This window comes from Pelosinus propionicus DSM 13327 (assembly GCF_900114615.1).
Lineage (GTDB): Bacteria > Bacillota > Negativicutes > DSM-13327 > DSM-13327 > Pelosinus > Pelosinus propionicus.
In genome coordinates this window covers 1-23,531 of the sequence record NZ_FOTS01000032.1, presented here as the reverse complement: position 1 = coordinate 23,531, position 23,531 = coordinate 1, and the positions used below count along the sequence as shown (strand labels likewise).

Annotated in this window: 15 protein-coding genes and 3 riboswitches; of the genes, 10 read left to right on the top strand and 5 right to left on the bottom strand. The window is 56.3% G+C overall.

What is annotated here, in order from left to right; translation table 11 throughout:
* Window positions 1-21: 21 nt before the first annotated feature.
* The 4 genes from BMZ99_RS25970 to BMZ99_RS16315 form a co-directional block, all read right to left on the bottom strand.
* Entirely contained in the window at window positions 22-3,891 is a 3,870-nt protein-coding gene (locus BMZ99_RS25970) for a beta strand repeat-containing protein (protein WP_139214787.1), read from the bottom strand.
* A 14-nt stretch (window positions 3,892-3,905) separates the two neighbouring features.
* Window positions 3,906-5,609 (bottom strand): ShlB/FhaC/HecB family hemolysin secretion/activation protein, encoded by a 1,704-nt coding sequence (locus BMZ99_RS16325; RefSeq protein WP_090939589.1) that lies wholly within the window; start codon window positions 5,607-5,609, stop codon window positions 3,906-3,908.
* Between the two features lie 173 nt (window positions 5,610-5,782).
* Window positions 5,783-6,010, bottom strand: coding sequence for a DUF2442 domain-containing protein (locus BMZ99_RS16320; protein WP_090939587.1), 228 nt, complete (start codon window positions 6,008-6,010; stop codon window positions 5,783-5,785).
* 123 nt (window positions 6,011-6,133) lie between these two features.
* Window positions 6,134-8,608 carry a LuxR C-terminal-related transcriptional regulator gene (locus BMZ99_RS16315; RefSeq protein WP_090939584.1) on the bottom strand — a complete coding sequence of 825 codons (2,475 nt, stop codon included), beginning with the start codon at window positions 8,606-8,608 and terminating at the stop codon, window positions 6,134-6,136.
* A 1,292-nt stretch (window positions 8,609-9,900) separates the two neighbouring features.
* A riboswitch (cobalamin riboswitch) is annotated at window positions 9,901-10,101 on the top strand.
* Between the two features lie 130 nt (window positions 10,102-10,231).
* Here BMZ99_RS16315 and BMZ99_RS26385 point away from each other — a divergent pair.
* The 10 genes from BMZ99_RS26385 (at window position 10,232) to BMZ99_RS26380 (ending at window position 22,929) form a co-directional block, all read left to right on the top strand.
* Entirely contained in the window at window positions 10,232-10,375 is a 144-nt protein-coding gene (locus tag BMZ99_RS26385) for a hypothetical protein (RefSeq protein ID WP_175490581.1), read from the top strand.
* A 36-nt stretch (window positions 10,376-10,411) separates the two neighbouring features.
* Window positions 10,412-10,600, top strand: a riboswitch (cobalamin riboswitch).
* 167 nt (window positions 10,601-10,767) lie between these two features.
* A riboswitch (cobalamin riboswitch) is annotated at window positions 10,768-10,966 on the top strand.
* A 212-nt stretch (window positions 10,967-11,178) separates the two neighbouring features.
* Window positions 11,179-11,643 carry an OmpH family outer membrane protein gene (locus BMZ99_RS16305; RefSeq protein WP_090939578.1) on the top strand — a complete coding sequence of 155 codons (465 nt, stop codon included), beginning with the start codon at window positions 11,179-11,181 and terminating at the stop codon, window positions 11,641-11,643.
* Between the two features lie 65 nt (window positions 11,644-11,708).
* A complete protein-coding gene (locus BMZ99_RS16300; protein WP_090939576.1) occupies window positions 11,709-11,891 on the top strand; it encodes an OmpH family outer membrane protein in 183 nt (60 codons plus the stop codon).
* 226 nt (window positions 11,892-12,117) lie between these two features.
* Complete coding sequence (locus tag BMZ99_RS16295) at window positions 12,118-16,488, top strand: TonB-dependent receptor domain-containing protein (protein ID WP_090939573.1); 4,371 nt, start codon at window positions 12,118-12,120, stop codon at window positions 16,486-16,488.
* 180 nt (window positions 16,489-16,668) lie between these two features.
* Window positions 16,669-17,136 (top strand): YbjN domain-containing protein, encoded by a 468-nt coding sequence (locus BMZ99_RS16290; RefSeq protein WP_090939570.1) that lies wholly within the window; start codon window positions 16,669-16,671, stop codon window positions 17,134-17,136.
* Window positions 17,137-17,332: 196 nt separating this feature from the next.
* Window positions 17,333-20,119 carry an autotransporter outer membrane beta-barrel domain-containing protein gene (locus BMZ99_RS16285; protein ID WP_090939568.1) on the top strand — a complete coding sequence of 929 codons (2,787 nt, stop codon included), beginning with the start codon at window positions 17,333-17,335 and terminating at the stop codon, window positions 20,117-20,119.
* Window positions 20,014-21,717 (top strand): TonB-dependent receptor, encoded by a 1,704-nt coding sequence (locus BMZ99_RS26765; protein WP_217645105.1) that lies wholly within the window; start codon window positions 20,014-20,016, stop codon window positions 21,715-21,717. The genes BMZ99_RS16285 and BMZ99_RS26765 overlap by 106 nt, the downstream gene beginning before the upstream one ends.
* A gap of 144 nt (window positions 21,718-21,861) precedes the next feature.
* Window positions 21,862-22,332: a YbjN domain-containing protein gene (locus tag BMZ99_RS16275; RefSeq protein WP_090939562.1), complete on the top strand. Its 471-nt coding sequence runs from the start codon at window positions 21,862-21,864 to the stop codon at window positions 22,330-22,332.
* 26 nt (window positions 22,333-22,358) lie between these two features.
* Window positions 22,359-22,730 carry a hypothetical protein gene (locus BMZ99_RS16270; RefSeq protein ID WP_090939559.1) on the top strand — a complete coding sequence of 124 codons (372 nt, stop codon included), beginning with the start codon at window positions 22,359-22,361 and terminating at the stop codon, window positions 22,728-22,730.
* Between the two features lie 46 nt (window positions 22,731-22,776).
* Window positions 22,777-22,929 (top strand): hypothetical protein, encoded by a 153-nt coding sequence (locus tag BMZ99_RS26380; RefSeq protein WP_175490580.1) that lies wholly within the window; start codon window positions 22,777-22,779, stop codon window positions 22,927-22,929.
* Between the two features lie 354 nt (window positions 22,930-23,283).
* On the opposite strand, the gene BMZ99_RS16265 is transcribed toward BMZ99_RS26380, so the two are convergent.
* Window positions 23,284-23,531: IS3 family transposase (locus tag BMZ99_RS16265; protein WP_139214786.1), on the bottom strand; the 248-nt coding region annotated here is incomplete at its 5' end.

Below are 23,531 nucleotides of genomic sequence, written 5' to 3'. Positions count from 1 at the left end.
TCCTTTGCGAATTTGTGCGGCTCATTCGGTGGCGCCTCCGGTCGTGGGTTCCACCGTAGCGGGACTGACGGGAGGCAGAAGAGCCAGCGGATAGCCTCCGGTGTTGATGCCGCTGCCGATGATGGTCAGCGGCGCGTAGAGATTAGCGCTGCCGGTCAGATAACCGCTGAGACCGGAAAAGGCGGCGCCGCCGGGAACGGCTCCGGCCAGATGTTCGGCGTGCAGGACGGCGCCGTCATAGGTGGGGTCGGCCATCCGGCCGGTAATGGTCAGGGTGCCGTTAACAAAGGTGATGGCATAGTTGGCGGCGGTCAGGCCGCCGGAGGTGATGGTATAGCTGCCGGGAAGGCTGGCGCCCTGGGCCGTGCCGCCGTAAGCGAGGGTGCCGTCCAGTACGGAATTATCCTCACCGTTAACGAAGCCGGAGTAGGTGACGCCACTGCCGCCGCTATAGGCGAGGCCGTCGTAGGTTTTACTGGCGTTGTTGGCGGTGACGGTAAGGGCGGCGGGGTTGACGGTGAGGGTGCCGTTAACATAGGTAATGGTATAATTGCCGGAAGCCAGGCCACTGGCGGTAATGTCGTAGGAGCCGGCGTTGATCGCACCCTGGCTGGAGCCGGAGTAAGCGAGAGCACCAGTCAGCACGGAGCTGTCCTCGTTATTGACGAAGCCGGAGTAGGTGACGCCACTGCCGCCGCTATAGGCGAGGCCGTTGTAGGTCTTGGCGGCGTTGCTGGCGGTGACGGAGAGAGCGGCCTGGGTGATATCGGCCGTCGTGGTGGTGTTGACGGTATAGTTGCCGGCGTCGGCGCCGGTAAGGGTGACAGTCACGGTCTTGCCGTCGCCGGCGTTTTTGTCGCTGAAGGTGCCACCGCCTAGGGTGACAGTATCAGTGCCAATCACGCCGGATAACGTGCCAGATACGATGGCGGCAGTGGTGCCGTCGTAAACCTTGTTGCTTGCCGTAAGATTGGTGACGGTGAGGGCAGCGGGGGTGATGGTCAGAGTGCCGTCGTAGCTGATATCATAGCCCTGCTGATTGGAGTAAAGGCCGCTCAGGGTGAGGCTGCTGTCGGCGGTGGAGTAGGTGCCGGCGTTTTTGCTGCCCGTGGTGTAGCTGAGGCTGCCGGACACGCCGCTAGTGGCGTTAGAGTCGGATAGGGTGTAGCTGGAGGCTGTACCGTTGGCCGCGCCATTATAGGTTGTGCTGGCGCTGCTTACGGTAACCGCAGTCAGAAAGCTTCTAAGCAGCGGATAAGTGTAGCCGTCGTAGATACGCCAGACCGCGCTGCTGCCGCCGGTGTCCGTGATGTCGCTGCCCCAGTTGTAGCTGGTAGCGGCCAAGGCGCTTTTCCGGGTGGGATCGGCGGCCAGGCTGGCGGACAATGAATACAGCCCGGTCACGTTGCCGGATTGATTATTGTAGTCGGCGCCAATGCCGTTCGTCTGGCCCGAGGTGTCGACATCCCAATAGCTGCTGGTGATGGTGCCGCTGCCGGAGTTATAGCCGACGAGACCGCCTGCGTAGGAGTAGGAGGAGGAAACCGAGCCGGAGCTGTAGGAGTTGGTGATGGAGCCGACGTTGTCGCCGACAAGGCCGCCCGCGATGGAGTAGTAGTAGTAGGAGGAGGAGGAGGAGGAGGAAGAAACCGAGCCGGTGCTGTAGGAGTTGGTGATGGAGCCGACGTTGCGGCCGACAAGGCCGCCCGCGATGGAGTAGGAGTAGTAGGAGGAGGAAGAAACCGAGCCGGTGCTGTAGGAGTTGGTGATGGTGCCGCTGTTGTTGTCGCCGACAAGGCCGCCCGCGTAGGAGTAGTAGGAGGAGGAGGAAACCGAGCCGGAGCTGTAGGAGTTGGTGATGGAGCCGCCGTTGTTGAAACCGACAAGGCCGCCCACGTAGGAGGAGGAGGCGGCGGCGGAGGAGGAAACCGAGCCGCCCCAAAGACCGACGTTGCGCAGCGTCGCGCCGCTGCCGGTATAACCAAACAGGCCAGCGTAAACAACAGCGTCGGAAGAAGACAGGTTGATCGTCAAAGCGCTGACAGTATGGCCCAGGCCGTCGAAGGTGCCGGTGAACGCATTGCCGTAGGTGCCGATGGGGACGAAGCCGGCGCCGCTATTCCAGGAACTGGTACTGCTGGCGTCGATGTCAATGCCGAGGACGTAGTTGCCGGCGAGGTTGCTGCCGATATTCTGCAGGGCTTGCAGCGCGCCGGTGCTGCTGTAGCTGCTGCCGCTATAATTATTGATCACCGTGTAAGCTGTGCCGTTGAGACCAAACGCCGCTCCGCTGCCGGACAGCGTGATGCTGGCGCCGCTACCCAGGCTGTAGCTGCCGCTGCCGCCGGTGCCGGTCACCAGCGCCAGGCCGGCATTCGCGCCGCTGGCTGTCACAGCGGCGTTGATATAGATATTGCGATAGGCCGAGAGCGTCAGCGTGGTGCCGCTCGCCCAGGAGACAGGCGCCGCCACGGTGATGTCGCCGGCTTGGCTGCCGCCGCTGCCGGTGGAGATGGTAACATTGTTGTTGGCCAGTGCGCTTTGCAAAGTGGTGACACTGATCACGCTGTCGTCGCCTGATGCGGTAAAGCCGGAGGTGCTGTCCGTCGCGGCGGAAATGGTCAGATTGTATGGGTCCAGGAGCCAGTTTCCCGTCTGGCCCTGGGTTGCCGTAGTATTGACGCTGGCCGTATCGGCGACTTGCAGCGTCTGTTTGCCGCTGGTCTCGACGCTGCCGCCGTCGCCGGACAGGCTGCCGCCTTTCGCGGAAATCGCCCCGGCAAACTTTGTTGTATCCTTGGCCCAGACGACGACCTGGCCGCCGTTGCCGGTGGTAAGGGCGTCGGCGGTGATGGCGGCGCCCTGTTCCACCGTTGTATTCGTCGCCTGGTATTCGCTGCCGCCGCCCTGGTAATTGCCGCCGAGGAGGGCAGTGCCGCCGCCGGCGTCGCCGGCGACGTCAATGGTCGAGCCGGTTTTCACCGTGACGGTGTCGCCTAAGAGCTTAACGGTGCCGCCTATCTCTCCGGCAGTCTTGCCCGAGGCGTCGAGGGTGCCGGCGTTTATCACCGTGCTGCCTTCGAGCCGGATGACGCCGTTGTCGTTCTTTACGCTCTGCGCCCGGATGACGCCGCTGTTGTTGACGACGGTGTTGAGCAGCGCGTCCCTGGTGCCGGCGGTCATGACAACCAGACCGCCGGCGGCGGTGATGGTGCCCGAGTTGGTGGCGCTGCCGCCGGCCGCGCCGGTGTCGACGGTAAGGTTGACGAGCCGGTCGCCGCTAAAGTCAAGGGATACTTCCTTACCCGCGCCCAGGCCGGTGACCTTGGCGGCGATGAGGCCTTCGTTTTTGACCTGGGCGCCTAAGAGCACGGCTTCACTGGTAGCGGTAATCGTCCCCTGATTGGTGACGCCGTTGGTGGCAGTGCCGCTAAAGGTGTAGTTGCCGTTTAAGAAGTCGCTGTCCGTGATATTGAGGGTTGAGGCCACCAGGCCGCCGGTGCTGACCTGGGAGCCGGGGGCGAACAGGATGCCGTTGGGATTAATGAGAAAGACTTTGCCGTTGGCGGTCAGGGTGCCGTAGATGGCCGAGGCGTCGGAGCCGATGACCCGGTTTAAAGCGACAGACGAGGCCGACGGCTGGATAAAGTTCACTGTTTCGCCCTTGTCAATGGAGAAGCTCTGCCAGTTTAAACTGGCTTTGTCGCTGGTCTGATTGACGGTGGTAGTGGCGCCGCTCGCCGTGATGGCGGCGCTGCCGCTGACCACGGTGCCGCCGGTGGGATTGGCGAAAGCCGGGTGGTAGCTGCTGAGAAACAGCAGTCCGGCGGCCAGCGGCGGCAGCAGGGTTTTTGTCAGGCGCTGCCAGCGTCGTTTCCATTTGCGTTGCATGAATGTATCCTCCTTTAAAAATATTTCACGGCCTGCAGCCAGCAGCGGCCGTTTTTGTCGGTGTCGGCAGTGGCGGTTTCCTGGCCGGCCTTCCAGGCATAGTCGAGGCGGACGGTGAAGTCGCTGCCTTGCACCCAGAGAAGCCCTAAGCCGGCGGCGGCCAGACTGCGGCTATTGTCGCCGATGCTATAGGGGTCTTTATTGGTCATGACGTGGCCGTAGTCATAGAAGGTGTTGAGGTAGAGATTGTGATGGCCGGCCGAGGCGCCCGGCAGCAGCCAGCGCAGTTCGCCGGTGAGCTTGTAGCCCTGGTCGCCGCCGCCTTCGCCCTGCGGGTAGGCCCTGACGCCGTCGGCGCCGCCGAGGTAGAGCTTTTCGGAGGAGTCAAGGTTTTTGCCGGCGAGCTGGCCGGTGAAACTAAGGTTGAAATTGAGGTTTTGCGCCACTGCTTGCTGACGACGGTAATTTAACACTGTCTTAGTGAAGTGACCGTCCGTTTGGGCGGTGGCGGCGTCGGTTGCCAAGGAGGCCGCGTCAGTGAGATCAAGGCTGCCCCAGTACTGGGTGAGGCTGAACGAATTGGTGCCGCCGCCCAGCCAGGTGTCGGCGCTATTGCCGGACAGGGCGATATGCCAGAGGCCGCTGGTGCGGGGATTGTAGCTGCCGTAGCCGGTCAGGTCGTCGCGGAGCTGTTTATGGTCGTAGCCGAAGCTGCCGTACAGGCTGGCGCTGCGGCTCCTCGTAAGCGGATAGGAGAGCTGGTAGCCGGTGACGGCCGCCCGGCCGGTGGCACCTAAGGAGGCGAAGCTGTCGCCGAGGGTATAGCCGACATGGGAGTAGCTGAGGTCAAACGTAGCACCGTCGGCGCCGACGGGGATATTGTAGCCGAAATTGTAGTTGTCGATGCCGTCGCGGGTGGTCATCCCGCCTACGGTCAGGGCGTCGCCGGCGCCGCTGAGGTTATTGATACGGAGCTGGGTGCCGTAGCGGGTGCGGCCGGTGTAGCGGCTGCCCCAGTTGTCGCTGTAGAGGGCGCCGCTGGTTTTGGCCGTGGCGGATGTTTCTACGGTCAGGTCGGCGGTGCCGGCCTCTTTGCCGGGCGACAGGGTGGCTTGGGCGTGGACGCCGGCGAGGTCGTTGATGAGAAGCAAGGCCCGTTCGAGCGGCTCACGGGTAATGACGGCGCCCGGACGGGCGGCGAACAGCATGGCGCGCAAGCGGTCCGGGGCGATAGGGCCGTTACCGGTAATGTTCACCTGGCCGTAGGTGCCGGGGACGACGGCGATTTCGACGACGCCGTCCCGGATATCCTGGGCCGGCAGGTAGGCAAAGGCGACGAGGTAGCCTTGCCAGCGGAGATACTGGGTGATTTTGCCGGTCAGCCGGTTCAGTTCACCCAGGGTACTTTCTTTGCCGGCTTCGTTTTGCACGATCTTTAGCAGTTCATCCGCCGGCACCGGCGTTTCGCCGCGAATACGAAAGGCGCTGACAAAAAATTTCTGACCGCCGTCGGCTGCCGGGGCAACGGGCTGTTCTTCGACGGCGATAGCGGGGGTTTGCCGCTCAATCGGCTGCTGCGCCGCCGGCGGTTTTGCATTGTCGAGGATGGTGCCGGTGTCGGGCCGGGTGGCCGCCAGGGCCGGCAGGGCGGCCGAAAAAACGGACAGGGCGGTAAAGGCGATGAATTTTTTACCTGGATGCCAACAGTATGGTTTCATGGGATACTTCCTTTCTTTGTTTTTAAAAAATTTATCCGATGGCTAACCCGCTCTACTACTCCCGCTTCTGCAAGCGGCGCGTAAAGAGCGGCTAAGTCCCTGGATCATTGCGACTGCCATTCAGGCGGCGTTAAAACGCCGTCTGAATGAAGTCTCCATATATCGCAGCGGTTTTATTTGGCGATCAGCTCGATAATTTCGCTGACGGCCATGGAGATGCCGCGCGGCCAGTACACCGCTTTGCCGTCGGTCCGGGCGGCGCAGAACACCTGCTCGTCCCGGAGGCTGGAGAAGCGGACGGTCTCCAGCTTGCTTTTCATATCCAGCGTGACGGAGTGGTGGTTGTCAAAATAAATCGTGATACAGTAACCGGCAGCAGGCACTGCTTTGAGTATTTTCATAGAAATCTCCTTTGGCAAAATTTCTCTTATGATGACACTTAGACTATTACGCCAATAAAAAAGCCCTTCACTTTATCATAAAGTGAAGGACTTTTGAAAGATACTATACGAAAGTAGAGTCTTTTATGGTTCCCGGTAGTTTCGCTCCATTATCAGCCGCGCCAATGTCGCTCTGTTGGCGATGCCCAGCTTGGCGTAAATGTTTTGCAGCGCTTTTTTGACGGTCACCTCGGCGACGACCAGGTTTCCGGCAATGGTCTGATTGGACAGCCCGGCGGCAACCAGACCGGAGATTTCCCGCTCGCGGGCGGTGAGGCTTGCCAGGTCGTCGCCGGGGACCCCCGCGGCCCGCATGACGGCCAGTTTGGGGGCGAAGGCGGCGTACGTCGCCGTGATGTTACGGATAAAACCGGCATACCGGTCGTCGTTGGCAAGTTCGCGGAGAACAGGCGCGAGGTCTGCCCCATTTTCCACAAACGGCATAATCAGTTGGTCGGCGGCGGCTATGTCTACCGCCTGGCGGAGCGCCGCCTGCGCTTCCCGGGGATGGTGCAGGCGGTGATAGGCTGCCGCCGCATAGATATGGGTGTAGACCTGGCCGAGCAGGTTGGGAAAGGTGCCGGCCACGTCAAGAAAGTGGCCGGTCAAGCCGAGCAGCTTCAGCTCCTGCCCGCTGAGCAGCAGGACCTTGCCGTAGACAATGTTGAAAAAGGTGTGGTTCAGCAGCGGCAGCCGGCTTGCCGGCAAATCCCCGCCCGCAATCCAGGGCGGGATTTTTTGTGCCTGCCCCAACTGGGCGTAGATGACGCTTTCGCATAAATCAATGGTATGGGCGTGCTGGTAATGTCCGTACTCATCAATTTCGGCGCGCAGCTGCCGCAAGAGCTCCCACACCGCCGGCAGGTCGCCGGCGATCAAAGCGAGCCGGCTCTGCAGGAACAGGACGCAGAGCCGGATGGCGCTTTGCCCGTTGTCTTGCGCCGCCTGCAGGGCCTGATGGAGGGCAATGCCGGCAGGTTCAAAGTCGCCCCGGTGAAAAGAGAGTTCCGCCTGCATTACGTATTCGGCGCCGGCGCCGTGCCCGGAAGTAATCAGGCGGTAACGCGGCATATAGGCGGCGTAATCCCGCGCGGTTTGATCAAGCAGCCCGCTTTGCCGGTAAAACAGATACAGCACGGACGGCGAGCTGAGATTGTCGTCGTAAAACCGGGCCGGTCCGTCCAAGAGTTCGTACGCTTTGGCGTGATGCTCGGCCATGGCCCACAAGTCATTGTACTTGGCAAAGCTCATAATCAGCTCAAACTCGCCTAACAAATGTCGTTTTGTTTTTTCGTCGGGAACGGTTTCAATGTAGGTACCGGCTTCCCGGCACGCGGCGACATACAGGTCTCTTTCATCAAAGGCGAACAGCTTTTGGGCATAGAGCAGGCAGGCTGCCGGATGGTTTCTTCTTATTTTTGCCGGGCAGTCTGTAAAATAGCGAATGAGTGTTTCTTTATGTTCAATATTGGTACTGCGGCCGGTATCCAGGACAAAGGCCAGCAATAACTGGTCGAAATCACCGGACTCATAAAAGCAGTCCATGGCGTGGATGTAGTCGCTGTTCTCCCGGTACCAGCTTCCCGCCGCCTGCAGAACGGCCCGCCGGCGCTGCGCTCCCTGCTGTTCTAAGAGTTCCCGCAGGTAACCGGTGAAGATATTGTGCAGCTGATAGGTCCGGTTGTAAGGGTCGAATTTGATGAAGGCATTGTTGGCCATGAGATAGCTGACGATCTCCCCGGCGTTTTCCTGCGGGCACAGCGCTTTCGCCTGCGCCAGGGTAAAGCTGTCGAACACGCAGATGGTCAGCAGAAATTCCTTTACCGCCGGCGGGCACTGGCGGTAGACGGCTTTCTCCAGCAGTTCGGGCAGGCTGGCCTGCCGCTCAACCTTTCCTTCGCGGGCGAAGGTGAGCAGGCTGAGATACAGCGCGCTGATCCAGCCTTCGGTATAGGCGTACAGCGCGGCGGCTTCGCCGGGCCGGAGACGGATGCCGCACAGTTTGTAGTAGGCGATGATTTCTTTTTCGGCAAATTCGAAGCAGCTTTTGCCGATGACCTGACAAAACCCTTTGAGGGCCAGTTCGGTCGTGTTTTCCCCGAACCTTGTCCGGGAGACGAGGATGATATAAAGATTAGTCGGCGCCGTCTTCACCAGGCGTTCGATGAATTGATCGACAGGCGGGGAGGCGAGCAGGTGGTAATCATCGAACACGAGGACCGTTCGTCCGGCGAATACGATATTGCCGATCAGCTCCAGCGCCGCTTCCATAAACACGCTGTCGGTGGGAACGCCCAGTTCGGCCAGTCGGTTCGCGCGGCTCTCGTCGGTTTTTTTCAGCAGGCGGCAGAAGCCGCGCCAAAACCCGCTGGCCGAGGCGTCGGCCAGCGTCTGCCACAACACGTTGGCGTCACTGCCTTGTAGGAAGTCTTTGACGGCAGTGGTTTTTCCGTAGCCCATCGGCGCTTCCACCACGGTCAGCGGCTGTTCCCAAATTCCTTCCAGGGCTTGACGGAGTTGTTGGCGGATATAAATGATATTGGCGGCTTTGACGCGCATGGCGATACCTCCGGGAGACTGCTCATTGCAGGTGATGCCGTGAGAAGGGGTTTCCTGTCACCTTGAATTTGCCGAATTTTTTCCTTATATGCTTATTTTAGTATGGCCGGAGTCGGTTGTCCAGAGATTGCGAAGTATACAAGATTGCCGGCAGTGATGGTAGTCAAGCGGGCGCTGCCTGTTGTAAAAGCCGGCGAATAAAGTCGAGCCTCATTGACCGGGCTGCTCCGCCCAGTGCTAATCAAACGGCTACCGCTCTATGCCCGGCCGTCCGCTCTTTGCGGCGATCTGCTATCCTCATCCGCTCCCGGCCGGCCACCGCTCAAAGCCGTATCCTGCCGAGTGGCCATTCGTCAGCTTGGCAGGGGAGCAGACCAGGTCACTCCTTGGTACTCGTGCCCGGACTGCAGGAAACGTCGGCTGGCCCCGCACACTGCGCGGGGCCTCGGCAGGCCACTCCAGCCGGACCGGCCGAAACACCACCGGCCGACCCAGCCGGGCGTCCTGCCGACCGCCGGGAACGACAACCAGACACGCCAGGGCTTTGGGCGACCAACCGCTCCACCGGGCCACCTGCCGCCACTCGCCTGGCCGGGTGATAACCGCCGTTCGTTCCCTGCCGCGGCCGCGCCCGTCCCGCCCCGTGGACACAAAAAGCGCGTGTCCACTCTCCGTCCTCCCTTCCCCCCGAGCCCCCCCATCCCACCTGAATGGCGTTGCCGTCCAAGCGGTGGGCCGCAATTGAAATTCGGGGGGAAGGGAGGACTACGGGCGCCCTAACGGGAAGGACTACCCCCCAAACCCCCCGCTAAGGAGCGGCCAAACAAATTGGGGGGTACGCGGCCGCGGCACGGCCCTTCACTAGCCGGGAGGCAATCAAAAGGTGGCGGCGTCAGACGGCCCGGCTCCGCTCTGGAGAACCCACCCCCTTAATCCCCCTCCCGCACGAACAAACGGGAGGGGGAAGCGGCAGCCCGGCGCCAACAGCCCAATAGACGGCTTACCATGAGCAGCCGCCAAACCCGCGCGCCGCTCACCGTAAGCCTGCCCGGATACGCTTGCAATGCTGGGCTAGGGGAGCGCACCGGCCACGGCGGCCAAACCCCGCGCCGCCGCGCCCCGTGCGAACGGGCCTGCCGGCAGCAAGGGAGCCGCGGACTGCGCGGAAGAAACCAAGCTGAATGTCGAGAAAGAAAGAATTAAGTGAAAAATACAACAAAATAGTGCGAAACGGCTCGACAGCGGGCAGTTACTGTGGTAAAATTTAGGGCAGCAAAGAAAAATAAAATAAACTGAGAAATTTTGATACAGGTGCCCGTAAGGGCCTAACAGAAAAGCCGGTGTAAGGCCGGCGCGGTCCCGCCACTGTAATGGGGAGCAAAGCCAAAGTACAGCAGCAATACTGTACTCCGCCACTGAGACGTATTTGTCTTGGGAAGGTTGGCAGAGCGATGAGCCAGAGCCAGGAGAACTGCCTGTATGACAATCACCGTTAATACCATGCCGACGCTAAGACTGTAAGGAGAATAGCGAGAAGATTTTTTGCAAAAAATCCACCGCTGGAATTCACAGAATTAGGGTCGATACGGTAGCCACCTGCGACAGACAGGGAGGGAGATTTGCGTGCGTGTAGAATGCCGGCTGCGCCGGCTTAGCGAAGAAGCCTTCTTGTCTATCAGGCAGGGGTGGCTTCTTTTTTTGTTTTGTGACGACGGACAGGTTTTTTTGACAAAGGATCGATTAGATGTTGGAGATGCTGCTCCATAGGGAAGAGCGGATATAGCAGCAATGTATTAAGTGAATGGGAAGTTAGCGGGTACAGGTGCCCTGTGAGAGGGCTCAATAGGGAAGACCGGTGTAAAACCGGCGCGGTTCCGCCACTGTAAGCCCGAGTTAGTCCTGAAAGGCCACTGGCAGGCGATAAAGCTGCCGGGAAGGGCGAGGCTAACGATGAAGGAGAGCCAGGAGAACTGCCTGTACTGACATCCTTGCTGGACCTGCGATCAACAGGGAGAGGATTGGGGGCTTGTGTGAGCATTTATCCTTGCACAAGGCAACGAGCAGCAAAGGAGGGAACCGGAGCAACACATAAGAACGGGCAGGAAATGGACATTTTTCCGGCCTGGCAAGGGAGGGAGCATAAGAGATAAGCTAAACAACAACATAAAGTGGGGAGAGGTGCCCTTCGGGGCTTAATAGGGAAGTTTGGTGCAAAGCCAACACGGTCCCGCCACTGTAACGGGGAGCAAGTTTGCAGCAGTACGGCTAACGTACTGGGTCACTGGAGCGCAAGCTTTGGGAAGACGCAAACGAGCGATGAACCGGAGTCAGGAGAACTGCCTGTCCGGCGATCACCATAGCAGCGTGTCAGTCTGCCGTTTTTGCGGCGGAAGGCGTGCTGCGGCACCTGCGAGCGACAGGGAGGGGATTACGGCAGTACCTGGAACCCGATTCCCTCCGGTCTGACGTGATCAACTCCTGTAAGGGAGTTTTTTTATTTCCAGCCGCAGGCGCTAAGCGACCGGACAGGCGGGACAGTATCGACAAGGAATAGGATAGGAGCACAACCAATGAAACAAACCAATACGCAAATACACAAACCAATAACCGCCATCATCGCCGTATTTTTTATCTTTTGTATAGTTGGTCTATTCACGCCGGCAGCGGCCTTGGCCGCCCCGGCGAAAAGCGGCCAAACCGTCGGCTATGTCAACAGGCAGCAAGTCTTCGCCAGCTATCCTGGCATCCAGGAAGTCATGAAGCAGATTCAAAACCTGCGGGCCGAGGCCCAAAAGGACTATGACGCCCGGGCGAAGGACCTGCCGGATGCGGAGCGAAAAGCGCTGAACGACACCATCGCCCGAGGGGAAGCACAGAAAGAAGATGCCCTCATGAAACCGGTGGGCGATAAAATTGAAGCGGCCATTCAGGCCGTCGCGGAGGAAAAAAGACTGCCCGTTGTGATTGACGCAGCAAGCGTAGTCTATGGCGGTATTGATATCACCGCCGATGTGATCGCGAAGGTCAAGCAATAAAAAAAGCAGTGGTGACGGGGAATCAGCAAGACAGAACCACCGTCCCCGTCTTTTGTGAAATATATATGAAGCGCACAACGTGCGCACAGCGGGAAGACGAACTGATGAAACCGGTGGGAGAAAAGATTGAAGCGGCCATTAAGGCCGTCGCCGCGGAAAAGGGCCTGACCGTGATCCTTGACGCCGGGGCCGTGGTCTACGGCGGCACCGACATCACCGCTGATGTCATTGGCAAGGTGACCCGGTAGCCCACATGCCGGAGTTACATTGAGACATCATTCGCCGGCACCTGACGGCAGAATACCCGGTGATGATGCGCAAGGTCTGGGCGGAGGAACAATAAGACACAGAGAAGTAAAAATGCGCAGCAGGCCTTGAATGAAACTACCCAGAGCTTGACACAAGACATTTAGAAAAGAAGTCAGCGGCAGCGTACTGCTGATTCAATTAGCAACAGATAGGAGAGAGAAAACCTTGCGAAAAATAAAGAAACGAGACGGCAGAGCGAAAAAAAGACAGGTACTGCTGGCGGCACTGGCCGTGTCGGCCATGCTCTACACATCGCCGGCCTATGCGTCACTTCTTCTAAATGACGGTCCGCCGGATAGGATGGATCTGATGGATACTTCCTTTACCATTGGGCCAAATGAAACAGTGACGACTTGGGCTCGCACTAAGGAACAATATAACAAAGCTGCTAAAATGAATATTTACTACAACGGCAATATTGTTGTGTTAGGCGGCGGCATCTGGCGGCCGATGGACGCATCATCGGCCATTAATTTAGATACTGGCACTTTGGAATTATACAAAGACGCAGTATTGGATCTGTCTTACAAATACGGAGAAAACTATCCGGGTAATTTGTGGGATACAACTGCGACAATGCGAACTTTTTCAGCGGATCATGCTGTTTTACACGATGGAGCTGTTCTGCGCATGAATGTAGCGGGAAGGTTGGGGTCTACTGGTCTTGATGAGAATGGAGATAGGGTTTTTTTCGATAATCCTCAATTAGCCGCTGGCGAAGATTCCGCCATGGTTAAGGTGCAATTCCGATATTGTAAATATTTGGGCGGCACCGACTGGGAAGTCAGTAAGGCGAATTCTTTGTCGGGAAGCACTAGTAATATTATTCAGCTGCTGAATTTAGATTCGACTGTAGCCGAGAAGCTTAATTTTGCGGCAGAATCCTATTATATTGACGATTCACTGCACAAGTACCTATTTGTGCCGGAATTAACATCAGGGACTTCTACAGATCCTGATACTGGCGCTATTTCCAAAAGTTATAAAGTAGACTGGACGGCCACCCGTACCGATCTCATTTCCCAGGGCGTGCTCAGTGCGGCCAATGCCCAGCTGTCAATGCGCAATCTGTGGCGGATGGAAGACGGTCTGTTCTGGAAACGGGGCGAAGACCTGCGCGCCGCCAATGCGCGGGGCCGGAGCGAGGGCGCCGACGGTGCCTGGGCGCAAATCTGGCGCGGCAAATATAGCTTCGACGGCGCCTACGGTTCCAGTTTTGACCAGAGCTACAACGGCATTCAGGTCGGCTATGACAAACAGCGGGAGGGAAAGATTTTCGGCGGCAAGCTGTATACCGGCCTGTTCCTCAGTATGCTCAATTCGGATGCCGATTTCCATCAACATAGCCTGAAAAGCGGCACCGACGAAGCGCTCTACAGCCGCTCCGCCGGCGATCTAAAGAGCGGCGGCATCGGCCTGTATACCAGCTGGCTCGGCGACAAGGGCCACTATCTCGATCTGACCGTCCGCGGCTCGAAAATGAACAACAGCTATAAATTCTACAACTCGGATGACGTTTTGTTTGACAATGACTATAGCACCTGGGCCTATGGCGCCGGTGTCCGCTACGGCTATCAAAAACAACTGCCGAACGGCTGGTATCTGGAACCGCAGGCCGGCCTTACCTACGGCACGATGAAAGCCTACAGCTATACCCAGGCCAATAACATGCGCTATAACCAGGACAAGCTGGAAATGCTCACCGGCCGTCTGGGCGTCACCGCCGGCCGGAACTTCACCCACGGTGATCGGCAAGGCCGGGTATATGTTAAAGCCGCGGTTAATCACGACTTTAAAGACAGTGGCAGTGCGAGCGCCGATGCCATGAAATATGATTCTTGGCGTGAAAAGGACATCGTGCTTGCCCGCATGGCAGTGGATACCCTGGCAGGCCACGACACCTGGTATGAGTTTGCTCTGGGCACTAATCTGGAGACCGGTAAAGACCAGAGTGCCTTTGTCGAACTGACGAAAACAGTCGGCGGCAAAGTGAATACCGACTGGCAGGTCAACGCCGGCATGTCCTGGCGTTTTGGCGGCCCTTCGTCCGACGAACGGGCGGCGGCGGCACAGAATGCAGCCTTCGACCGCAGCCTGAGCGCGCCCATAGCTTCCCCGGCGGTAAAAGCGGTGCAGGCAGCGCAATCGTTACAAGCAGGCTGGGAACCTGCCGGAACTGATCAAACCGCTGCAGGTGACAAGCTGACAATGCCGGCTGACCTGGCAGATCACAAAACACAGGACAGTCAGCAAGAACAGGATAAGACCGGACAAGCCAATTCGGCAGAACCTGCCGGTCAGACAGATACCGGTGAACGCCCAACAGCCGCTACCGGTACGGCTGCTTCGGAGCCGGCACCGATTGTTACCGGCGACAGCGAACCGGGCACATTTGCTTTTGCCCCGCTGGTCGTCGAAGCCAAGCGGCCGGACTGGGAGAAACAACTGTCCCCCGGCACCGTTTCGGTTATCCATGTGCCCGAATACAAAGGCGAAATGAAAAACCTGCCGGATCTGCTGCAGACCGTACCGGGCGTTTATGTCCAGCGGCTGAGCGGCACCGGCCACTACACCGTCGCCAAAGTCAGAGGCTCGACCGGCGGCCAGGTCAATATCTATATTGATGGTGTGCTGGTCAATTCCGCCAGCGACGCAGCCGTTGACTTATCTATCATCCCGATTGAAAATGTCGATCATATTGAAGTCTACCGCGGTTATGTACCGGCCCGGTTTGCCGGCTCGCCTTTAGGCGGCGCCATCAATATCGTGACCAAAAAACCGCAGGAAAGCACAGGAAGCATCTCCACTGGCCTGCGTTCCTTTGGCGGCTATACCGGCAATTTGGAACTGACCGCGCCGGTGGGCGAAGGCAGTCTGCTGTTCGCTCTAAACCGGGATCAGTCCCAAGGCGATTTCCGCTATGACAAGCTTCATCCGAGAGGAGATGTGCGCGATGGTATTACCGAACCTCGCTGGCGGCAAAATAACGACTATCATAACACCGACGCCCTCTTAAAATGGCAGGATGACCACTGGTTTGCCAAACTGACTTATAAAGATAACAAAACAAAACTACCTGGCTCGTTATATGATGGTTGGGTGGATCTGCCGTTTGACGAGATCAAAAAGCATTTTTTGGTAGCGGATAATTATGATCAATATCAGAAACGGTATCTGGAAACGACCAAGACCGAGCTGCTGCTGGGACGGCGCCAGACTGCTGGTAACCTGGAATGGGGCTGGAAAGTGGATACCTCTTACCAGCATAAAAAAGCGACTAATGAACAGTTTAAAAACGATAGTGCTGCCATGCTGTTTACAACGGCTGATAACGATTTCCGCAACCGGCGCTTTGAGGGAGCGATCGACGGCAGTTGGAAAATGGGCAAAAATCATCTGGTGGAATTCCTCTTTGATGCTTCCCGGGAGACCATGAATGTCAATACCAACAATTTTGCTGCCTGGCCGCAGGCGGTCAAAAGCGTTACCAGCGTAATTGATTCTTATAGGCAATTTTTCAAAACCGATTACAGTACCAATAACTATTTTTTCCAGGTGCAGGACACCATGGCTCTGAACAAGAGCGGCAATCTGTTCTTTACGCCGGTGCTGCGGGGCCAGAAGATGACGATGAACGTGGATCTGGGCGATCCCGATCTTAGCGAATGGAAATACTCCTACGGTCTTGGCCTCAAAAAAGTGCAGAATGAGCACTGGACCTTCCGCGGCACCTATGGGACCTACTACAAATTCCCCAACTTCTATGAGCTGTTTGGCGACGGGGTCAATGTACTGTCCCGCTGGGAGATGTACCGGACCAGCTATTCCGATTATCTGCTTGATTCATATGTCGAGCACGGCACCAGCTGGGATATCGGCGCCAACTGGCGGGGGAAAGCCTTCCGGGCCGACACCGATGTGACGCTGACCTATTTCAACCGGGATGCCAAAAACCTGAGTACCTATGCGATCAATCCATATGGTTATGGCTATTATTCCAATCTGGCTGCCGGTAAAATCCAGGGAATTGAACTGGAGAGCAAAATGAACTGGCAGCGGTGGAACCTGCTGCTGACTGGTACGTGGAACGATTCGTTAATCACTAAAGGCGGCAGAGATAATATGGTTACAAAATCATCAGCAAATCGAGGAAATCCGTTCCCATGGGTACCGGAGTGGGAGGCTAATGCCCGCTTAAGCTACCGCTTCCCTGGCGACAAACTCACCGTCTTTGGTGAATACCATTATCTCGGCAAGGTCGGAATAATGCTAAGCGGTCAAACTACCGATAATATCGCATATCAAAACAATGCGCTTTATGACGCTCTTGGCATCACGAATGTCGGATTGAAGTATGACTTTGACAAACAAGTCAAGTTGACAGCCGGGGTCAATGACCTGCTCAACAAAGGACCAAACCAATTGTATCATCAAAATGCTTATGCTGCTGACGGTTCTAGCTCAACTTCTAGCGACAACGTGGCCTATCCGCAGCAGGGCCGGACGTATTACCTGACGGTACAGTATTTCTTCTAAACAGAGCCTTCGGCACAACGATGTACTTATTCTGCAATTAGGCCTGGATGCTGTTTTGTCCAGGCTTAGTTGCTTACAGGTAGTATCAATGCCAATTAAGCAGCATGAAATTTAGCTTGAGGAGCTATTCCCAATTTTTCTGCAAGCGGGATAACACTGCGATAATGGAGATATACAGCAATGCTAACAGTTACAACAGCCAATGTGAAAGCCAAAACATTCCAACAGTTTCTGGAAACCAATCAAATCAACTGTTTTGCCGTGCAGGAGGTGGCCGATGAGGCCCACACCGTCATTTTCCGCACCCAGCTGGAGATTGGCGGCCAGCAATTGCCGGTGATGCTCATCACCGACGACAGCCTCTACACCCTGCTCCAGGTGCGCGTCGCCGTTGCCGTCAAAGGCGCGAACGACCCGGCCCTGCAGGAGTATGTGAATTTCTTGAACCAGACCTATAAAGCCTTTAAATATTACCTCAGCGAAACCAATGACCTGATCCTGGATAGCTGCCTGCCGGCGGTGCCGGAACGATTTGAGCCGCAGCTGGTCAGCCTGACGCTGGACATCATCCTGCGGCACCTGACGGAGGAGTACCCCGCTCTGATGCGTACCATCTGGGCCGGGGAAAACGCCGCCAGTCCTGTCTGAAACCATAACCGAGGGAGGAACACAATGAAAAAGAGAATTTACGCTGTGCTGGTCCTCATTACACTGAGTGCGGTCGGCCTGACCGTTGCCGCAGCCGAGCCTAATTCCACCGTACCGGCGACTAATCCCGGTTTTCGGCGGTGAGAAATATTTTCCCGACGATCTTTGAAGTTGAAACGGTAGGGAGAGAAGTAATTTGCGAAAATGGAAAAAACGAATACAGCGGAGAAACCAAGCAAAGCATGCCTTTCTGGCGGCCACGGTCATGGCTGCCTTATTCTGTACCACGCCGGCGCAGGCGGCACCGATATTAAACGACGGCACGCCGGACCGGACGAACATGATCAATACGGACCTTACCATTGGTTCGGGTGAAACGGTAACGACCTGGTCAAGGACAACTGAACGCCCTACTGCAGTCAGGTATAATGGCAACATTCTGATCAACAGCGGCGGTATTTGGCGGCCAATGGACGCCAAAGCTATTAACGTCTATGGGTCGTTTGAACTGGACAGCGGCGCGCTGCTGGACCTGTCGTATAAATACGGCGAAAACTATCCGGATAATCCGTGGGCGACATATGAAAATACAAACTTGGCTTACAGCCGCAATTTTCTTACTTACGGAACGACCATTCTGCATGACGGCTCCATAATCCGTCTGAACGTGGGCGGTGGAACTGGAACTGATAATTTAAGTGATAAATTAGTGTTTAACAACCTGCAGCTGGCGGCGGATGAAACGGCAGCGACCGTGCGATTGCAGATCCGCTACAATAAAAATACCGGCGGTCTGGGGGAAAAAAACAGCACCGCCAATTTCTGGGATTTTGCTTCAGCAAGTCTTTATTCGGGAACGATTAACCGTGTCATTACAATTAACAACATAACCGAAGCTGTCGATAATAATCTGGATTTTTCCGCGGAAACATATTATAAAGATAGTTCCTTAAACAAGTACTTATTTGTACCGACATTAACTTCGGCTGAAAGTACTTACGAGGGTGTTACGACAAAATCCTATAATTTAGATTGGACGGCCACCCGGACCGATCTGGTATCCCAGGGCGTGTTCAGCGCGGCCAATGCCCAGCTGTCGATGCGCAACCTGTGGCGGATGGAGGACGGCCTGTTCTGGAAACGGGGCGAGGAACTGCGTGCTGCCAACCGGCTGGGGCAGAACGAAGGCGCGGACGGGGCCTGGGCGCAAATCTGGCGCGGCGATTATAGCTATGACGGCGCCTACGGGTCCAGTTTCGGCCAGAGCTATAATGGCATCCAGGTGGGATATGACAAACAGCGCGAAGGGAACCTGTTCGGCGGCAAGGTGTATACCGGCTTATTCCTCAGTATGCTTAACTCCAATGCTGACTTCCATCAGCATACTCTTTCCAGCGGCAGCGATGAAGCGTTGTACAGTAGCTCGGCCGGCGATTTAAAAAGCGGCGGCATCGGCCTCTATACAAGCTGGATCGGCGATAAAGGCCATTATCTCGATCTCACCGTCCGAGGCTCTAAGCTTAGCAACCAATATAAGTTCTGCGACTCGGATGATAATCTGTATGACAATGACTACGGTACCTGGACCTATGGCGCCGGCCTCCGCTACGGCTACCAAAAGCAGCTAACGAACGACTGGTTCGTAGAACCGCAGGTCGGCCTGTCCTACGGCAAGATGAAAGGCTACAGCTACATGCAGGACAATAACATGCGCTACACCCAGGAGGAGATGGACATGCTCATCGGCCGCCTGGGCGTCACCGCCGGCCGGAATTTTACCAGCGGTGACAAGCGCGGCACGGTCTATGCCAAAGCCGCCGTCAACCATGACTTTATGGATGGAGGTAAGGCGCGGGCCGACGCTATGTACTGGGGTTCGTATTATAACAAAAATGGCACTAAGGTAGAAGGTTATCAGGTAGCGGCCAGCCTGCCAGTGGACACGCTAGCAAGCAAGGACACTTGGTACGAATTCGCCCTGGGGGCAAACCTGCAAACCGGCAAAGATCAGAATGCCTTCGTGGAGCTGACCAAAACGGCCGGCGGCAAGGTCAACACCGACTGGCAGGTGAATGCCGGCATGTCCTGGCGTTTCAACGGCCCCTCATCCGCCGGTGTTCAGACGGATGCCATTGACCGCAGCATGAAAGCGCTGGAATTTTCACCGGCGGCCAAAACGGATGCGAAACAACTGGCAACAACTGGTGGGACAGACCTGGCGGCCGGTAAGGCAACGCCGGAAGCCCAACCGGCACAAACCGCTAAAACAGAGCAAGACAGCCAGGCAATTGCCGCATCATCTGCTGTCGGGACAGACAAGGCCGTTGCCGGTGACAGCCTGAAAACGTCAGTTATTCACGTAGCGCAGAGAGAAGACACAGCCCCGGTCAGCCTGGCTGAACAGGCCAATAAAACTGGAAAAACTACTCAGGAAAAACAAACCGCTCCGACAGATACCGGCGAACGCGCAACGGCCGTTCCTGAGACGGCCCCGTTCATTGCCGACGACAATGAGCCCGGCAGCTTCACCATGGCGCCGTTAGTCGTGGAAGCCCAGCGGCCTGACTGGGAGAAAAAACTTTCCCCCGGCACCGTCTCGGTTATCCATGTGCCCGAATACAAAGGTGAGATGAAAAACCTGCCTGACCTGTTGCAAACTGTGCCCGGTGTCTACGTCCAGCGGCTGCAAGGCACCGGCCATTATACCGTGGCCAAGGTCCGCGGTTCCACCGGCGGTCAGGTCAATATCTATGTGGACGGTGTGCTGGTCAACTCGGCCAGCGAGGCAGCCGTCGACCTGTCCACCATCCCCATTGAAAATGTCGACCACTCGAAGTATACCGCGGCTACGTGCCGGCCCGCTTCGCCGGTTCACCTTTGGGCGGCGCCATCAACATCGTCACTAAGAAACCGCAGGACACCAAGGGCAGCATCACCACCGGCCTGCGCTCCTTTGACGGCTATACGGGCAACCTCGAACTGACCGCTCCCGCCGGTAAAGGCAGCGTGCTGTTCGCCTTCAACCGCGACCAAGCGGAAGGTGACTTCCGCTATGACCACCGCTGGCAAAACTGGAGTGACCCTGATAAGCGGGTGACCAAATGGCGCAAGAACAACGACTATTACAACACCGACGCCCTCTTAAAGTATCAGGACGACAACTGGTTCGCCAAACTGACCTGGCAGCACAATAAGACCGGCTTCCCCGATACCACCTACTATGAGGATGCCGATCAGTATGAGCATCCCTACCGTCACCAGGAAACGGAAAAGACCGGCCTGACCCTAGGACGGCGGCAGACGGCCGGCAATTTGGAATGGGGCTGGAAACTGGACGCCTCCTATCAGGACAAGGAAGCCACATCTATGCAGACCAAGTCAACGGTCAGCGGCAATAGTACTCTTGTCGCCGATAACGAATTCCGCAGCCGGCGTTATGAAGGATCGATCGACGGCAGTTGGAAAATGGCCAAAAACCATCTGGTAGAATTTATGTTCAACGCTTCCCGCGAGAACATGAAAGTCGACACCAACAACTTCGATATGTGGCCTGATTACCAACATTCGGTCACCGGTGTCATTGATTATTATCGTCAATACTTCAAGAAGGATTATCAGACCAACAACTACTACTTCCAGGTGCAGGACACCATGACGCTCAACCGGAGCGGCAACCTGTTTTTCACGCCGGTGCTCAGGGCCCAGAAAATGACCATGGACGTCGATCTGGGCGACCCCGATATCGGCAGCTGGAAATACTCGTACGGCTTAGGGTTAAAAAAGGTGCAGAACGACCACTGGACCTTCCGCGGCAGCTACGGCACCTACTACAAATTTCCCAACTGGTACGAACTGTTCGGTGATGGCGTCAACGTCAAGTCCCGCTGGGAAAGCTACAAAACCAACTACAGCGATTTTCAGTTAGATTCCACCGTGGAGCGCGGCACCAGCTGGGATGTCAGTGCCAACTGGCAGGGCAAAGCCTTCCATGCCGACAGCGATGTAACGTTGTCCTATTTCAACCGCCGGGCCAAAAACCTCAGCACCTACTCGCTCGATTTTTACGGCGTCGGTTATTATTCCAACCTGGCGGCCGGCAACATTCAGGGCCTGGAACTGGAAAGCAAGTTCAACTGGCAGCGTTGGAACCTGTTACTGGCGGCCACATGGAACGATTCGCTGATCACCAATAGCGGCACCAAGCCGTCACTGGTGACGCCGGCGGAATGGCAGGTAGGCAGTCCTTTCCCCTGGGTGCCCGAGTGGGAATATAATGTTCGGTTGAGCTATCGCTTCCCCGGTGATAAACTTACTGTTTTCGGCGAGTACCATTACCTGGATGAAGTCGGCGTCTATTATGATAACGCTAAGGGGCTGAATGAATCGCTGGGACTGACCAATCTTGGTCTGAAATATGATTTTAACAACAAGATCAAGCTGACGACCGGCGTCAACGACCTGTTTAATCAAGGCCCGGATCAACTCCGCTATTTTCAAAACGATGTAAAAACCTATAGTAACAGCGTTGTTTATCCGTTGCAGGGCCGGACCTACTACATGACCGTGCAGTATTTCTTCTAAGCGGCTGTCTGGCGCAGTAAGGAGCAACCAGGAGGCAGTCAACACATGAAATGACCAAAGCTATTCAACTGGACTTGATCGTCCAGGGTCAAATCGTCTGCTGCAGGAAACGGGAGAACACTACGATAAAGGAGATATATAGCGATGCAAACAGTCACAACAGCCAATGTAAAAGCCACAGCATTTCAACAGTTCCTGGAAAGTAACCAGATCACCTGCTTTGCCGTGCAGGAGGCAGCCGATGAAGCGCACACCGTCATTTTCCGTACCCAGCTGGAGGTCGGTGGCCAGCAGCTGCCGGTGATGCTCATTACTGACGATAGCCTCTACACCCTGCTCCAGGTGCGCGTCGTCGCTGCCGCCGTCAAAGGCGCGAACGGCCCGGTTCTGCTGGACTATGTGAATACCCAGAACCGGACCTACAAAGCCTTCAAGTATTACCTCAGCGAAACCAATGATCTGGTCCTGGACAGCTGCCTGCCGGCGGTGCCGGAACAGTTTGAGCCACAGTTGGTCAGCCTGAGCCTGGACATCATCCTGCGGCACTTGACAGAGGAGTACCCCGCTCTGATGCGTATCATCTGGGCCGGGGAAACTGCTGCCGGTTCCGTCTGAGGCCATAAGCGAGGAGGGAAAAGATAATGAAAAAAAGCATTTATGTCATATTGATCCTCATTGCGCTGAATGCGGTCGGCCTGGCCGTTGCCGCGACTGAGCCATCGGCTCAGCCAGTCCCAACCGCCCCTATTGCCACCAACCTGGCAGCAGGCTACCCGGCAGCAACCGCCACATTGCCGCCAATGCCGACCCCGCCGGCCTCGATCGCGGACGCCAAGGCTACCGCCGCCTACATTGCCGCGGTGGATGCCTATCTCAAAGCGTCCCAGCTCTACATTGACGCCGCGACTAACGATGCCAATCTGGTCATCAAGGAACGAAACGCCGCCATCGAAAGCGCCAACCAGGCTGCCGCCGCTTATAATGCCTTCTTCAAAATCGACACGAAAAAATAACCGGCTGTGAACCAGGACGGATGCCGTGAAAGGAGAAAGAAACGCTATGCTTGCTTTTGTCATGGGTTATCTGGTATTGATTGGTATCAGCACGGTGGTCGTTATTATCTTGATTTGCAACGCGCCGGTTATAGAGGAAGACGGTCTGCCGGACCGGGCGGCTCGCCCGGAATCCGCCTATACAAAGAAAAGCGGTTAGAACACAAACTCCGGTGGCCGGTAGCAAAGCAAAAAACGCCCTCATAAAAAGGCGGTATGGTATCGTAATAGGGTCAGCGGTGAAATTTTCTCTTTTTCCCACTGGAAAAATACAGTATAATAAGTGTACAGGCTGCTCGGGGGACGGTTAGCCCCTTCCTTTTACGGAAGGGGGTGGTAGGATGAGTATCTACGAGGCATTGACATTTGCGGTTGCATTTGCCACTCTCATGGTATTGATCACGACCAAAAAGAAATAACCGCCCCTGCTCTGAAGTGCCCCCTGTCAAGTAGACAGTATAAAAACAAAAAGTTTTATGATGCCAATCATTGAGTTGTGGTTGGCATCATTTTTTTATGCGGCTGTATTCAAAAGATACTGTCTATACTCTAGTGGAGTCATACAGTTGAGCCTCTTTTGATATCGATGATTATTGTAGTACTCTATGTATTCGTTGATCGCCTTTTCCAAATCGTCGTAGGAATTGAACTTTTTAAGATAATACATCTCTGATTTCATCATTCCCCAGAATGCCTCCATAGGACCGTTATCTATGCATCTTGAGACCCTGGACATGCTTTGTGTCATGCCTGCATCAACAA